3 protein-coding genes are annotated in these 3,399 nt (G+C 68.3%); all 3 read left to right on the top strand.

Annotated features, from left to right (window positions below; all coding sequences use genetic code 11):
* Positions 1 to 671: hypothetical protein (locus tag Q0066_RS11315; RefSeq protein WP_298132959.1), on the top strand; the 671-nt coding region annotated here is incomplete at its 5' end.
* Positions 672 to 860: 189 nt separating this feature from the next.
* On the top strand, positions 861 to 1,190 hold the full coding sequence (locus Q0066_RS11310; protein ID WP_298132957.1) for a hypothetical protein: 330 nt from the start codon (positions 861 to 863) through the stop codon (positions 1,188 to 1,190).
* Entirely contained in the window at positions 1,180 to 3,309 is a 2,130-nt protein-coding gene (locus tag Q0066_RS11305) for a catalase (protein ID WP_298132956.1), read from the top strand. Before Q0066_RS11310 ends, Q0066_RS11305 begins: the two co-directional genes overlap by 11 nt.
* Positions 3,310 to 3,399 lie beyond the last annotated feature (90 nt).

Here is a 3,399-nt window from a genome sequence, read left to right as displayed (position 1 = left end):
CGTCCGGTGGCGCGTCGCCCGATGTCACGTCCGGGCCGGTCGCGGGTGGGCAGCTGGTCCCGAGCCAGCCAGGGCACATCGACACCCTCGCGCCTCTTCCACCGCAAGCCAGCGGGCTGGCGCCGCTCAGTCCCCGGACCGGGCAACCCGTGCGTCCCTGGACGGTGTGGGCGTCGGCAGCTCTGCTGTTCGGCGGGGCGATCGTCGTCATCGTCGGCCTGCTGCTGGCGATGTGGGAGATGGCGTCCCCGTGGCAGCAGGTGGGTGAGAACGAGTGGAACAAGGTCGACAAGTTCAACGAGGCCACCTGGCTCACCGCGCAGTTCCCGTCCGAGCCGTCCAGTGGCATGCGGGTGCTGTTCGCCATCGTGTGTTGCTTGCTGGCCGTGCTGGTCGCCGGTTTCGCATCGGTGATCGGCTACTACGCGTTCGCCGGCTACCGGTGGACCCGGATCGGTGCACTGGTAGCCCTCGGTGTCTCGTTGCTGTCGTTGCTGCTCACCCCGATCGCGGCGATCTCGATCGGTTTCGTGGCCCTGGGCGCGGCACCGCTGTGGTTGCCGGCCACTAGCCGCTTCTTCGCCCGTTGGCAGTTGGTCCGGCACCCCCAGATCAGTTACTCCGAGCCCATCGATCAGGTGTTCTACGGTCCGCTTCCCCGCTACCGCTAGGGGTTTTACGGGGCTTAGCCACCGTTGGTCGAGCTTGCCGAGACCCCTGGTCCGTGGGTTCAGCGGCCGCTGTCATCCCGGCGAACGCCGGGATCTCCGTGCTGGGATCTCTGTTCCGGTTGGGTGTGCTGGTGAGATCCCGGGTCAAGCCCGGGATGACGGTTACGCCGGGATGACGGTTGCGCCGGGATGACGGTGACGGGCGACAGCCGGCAGGGGCCGGTCTACCCGGACGGGCTGGCGGCCGGACGCCGGCTGGCGTTCTACGCCGAGCACTTCGACAACGACGCGGACGGCGACGCCTTCCACAACGCGCGCACGCTGCGGCAGTTGCTGCGTGAGCGTGGGCACCGACCGCTGCCGGCCCCTTGGCGCAGATTCGCCCGGCCGGGTCGGTTCAGCCTCGCGCCGCCGGGGTACGCCTCCGGCATGACGATATTCAACGACCAGCACCGCGGTGTTCCGCCGCGTCAGCAACTGCTCGATCGCTCACCGAGCGGGCACCACCATGTCCGGTGAGCGAGCCAACGGTGGCGGCCGTGCCAACGGCGGTGACCGCGCCAACAGCGCCCCGAGCCCCCTGGACGCCGCCGCGAACGGCGTCCGGAACGCACCGCGGCAGCACGGCGGCCGGCTGACCACTTCGACCGGCGCCCGCCTGGCCGACACCGACCATTCGCTGAAGGCCGGTCCGCGCGGCCCGATCCTGCTCGCCGATCATCATCTGCGCGAGAAGATCACCCATTTCGACCATGAGCGGATCCCCGAACGCGTGGTGCATGCCCGCGGTGCGGCCGCGCACGGCGTGTTCATCGCCAATGGCGCGGCGGAGCGCCTCTGTCGGGCCGATTTCCTCCGCCGTCATGTGCAGACGCCGGTCTTCGTCCGGTTCTCCACCGTGCTCGGTTCCCGCGGCTCGGCCGACACCGCTCGTGACACCCGCGGATTCGCGGTGAAGTTCTACACCCGGCAGGGGAATTACGATCTGGTCGGCAACAACATTCCGGTCTTCTTCATTCAGGACGGGATCAAGTTCCCCGATGTGATCCACGCCGGGAAGCCGCACCCGGATCGGGAGATCCCGCAGGCCCAGTCGGCCCACGACACGTTCTGGGATTTCGTCTCGCTGCACACCGAGGCGCAGCATCACACGATCTGGAACATGTCCGATCGGGGCCTCCCGCGTTCGTACCGAATGATGGAGGGTTTCGGCGTCCACACCTTCCGGATGGTCGACGACTCCGGCAACACCAGCCTGGTGAAGTTCCACTGGAAGCCGCTGCTCGGCGTCCACGGCATGACGTGGGAGGAGGCGCAGTTGCTGGCCGGCGCCGATCCCGACTTCCATCGCCGCGACCTGGCCGACGCGATCGATGCCGGCAACTTCCCGGCGTGGGATCTGGGCGTCCAGGTGATGCCGGACAGCGAGGACGAGATGTTCGAGGGCATCGATCTGCTCGACCCGACCAAATTGGTGCCCGAAGAACTGTGCCCGGTGAAGGTGATCGGCACGTTGACGCTGACCGCGAATCCCACGAACTATTTCGCCGAAACCGAACAGGTGGCGTTCCATGTCGGCCAATTGGTGCCCGGCATCGACGTCACCAACGACCCGTTGCTGCAGGTCCGGCTGTTCAGCTACGTCGACACCCAGCTGACCCGGCTGGGTGGACCGAATTACAACCAGTTGCCGATCAACCGCCCGAATGCACCGGTCGATGATCTGCTGCGCGACGGCATGCATCAACAGAATGTGCACACCGGCCTTGCTCCCTACCTGCCCAATTCCTTGGACGGCGGCTGCCCGTTCCGCGTCGCCGAGGATGCCGTCATCGACGTGCCGCAACAACTGCCGGCCAGTCGGCGGGTACGGGCGAATCCGGTCTCGTTCGCCGATCATCACAGCCAGGCCGGACTGTTCTTCCGATCACTGACACCGGTCGAACGCGACCATGTGATCGCCGCCTACACCTTCGAGTTGGGCCACTGCCACGATGTCGAGGTGCGTCGCCGTCAGGTGGAGCAACTGGCATTGATCGACACCCAGTTGGCCGCCGCGGTGGCCGCCGGGCTCGGCCTGTCCATGCCTGAGGACGCTCCCGATTCGCTCGACTCCGACGCGGTCTCCCCCGCGCTGTCCATGATCGCCGGCGAATGGCCGACGACCGGCCGGACGGTGGGCGTGCTGGCCGGCGACGACGGCGCCGGTCTGCGGGACGCCCTGGCCGCGTTGCACACGGCTGGGCTACGGCCGCTGCTGATCGCCCCCATCGCGGGCACGCTCGCCGGCGAGCAGGTGGACCGCAGCTACGCCGCCGCGGTGAGTGCCGAACTGGACGCCGTCCTGATCTGCTGGCCCGCCCCGCCGGCGCCCGATGCCCGGCCCAGCCTGGACGCCAAGGCCGACGGCTCAGCCGGCTCGACCGATCCCCGGGTGCGGACCCTGCTCGAACAGGCCTGGCGGCATGCCAAGCCGATCGCCGCGCTCCCCGAGGCCAGCACGGTGCTGGACGACGTCGGGATCGACCCGGCCGGTGTGGGTGTGCTCGTCGGCGACTCGACGACGGCGGCGTCCGGACTGTCGGAGCTGCTCGCCCGGCATCGGGTCTGGGAACGGTTCGAGCCAGCCTCGCGGTGAGCTTGCTCGCGCCGCTTGCCGTCGGTCGAGGCTTGTCGAGACCCTGGATTCCCGGGCATTGAGAAGGGGTTTCGACAAGCTCAACCAGCG

The sequence above is a fragment of the Micropruina sp. genome (assembly GCF_027492755.1).
Classification (GTDB): Bacteria; Actinomycetota; Actinomycetes; order Propionibacteriales; family Propionibacteriaceae; genus Micropruina.
The sequence above is the reverse complement of the archived record's forward strand: the minus strand, read 5'-3'. Positions and strand labels throughout refer to the sequence as shown.

Bases quoted from the DNA above. Each gene is read 5' to 3' on its own strand.
- Q0066_RS11310 (WP_298132957.1), top strand. From the start codon at position 861: ATGACGGTGACGGGCGACAGCCGGCAGGGGCCGGTCTACCCGGACGGG.
- Q0066_RS11305 (WP_298132956.1), top strand. From the start codon at position 1,180: ATGTCCGGTGAGCGAGCCAACGGTGGCGGCCGTGCCAACGGCGGTGAC.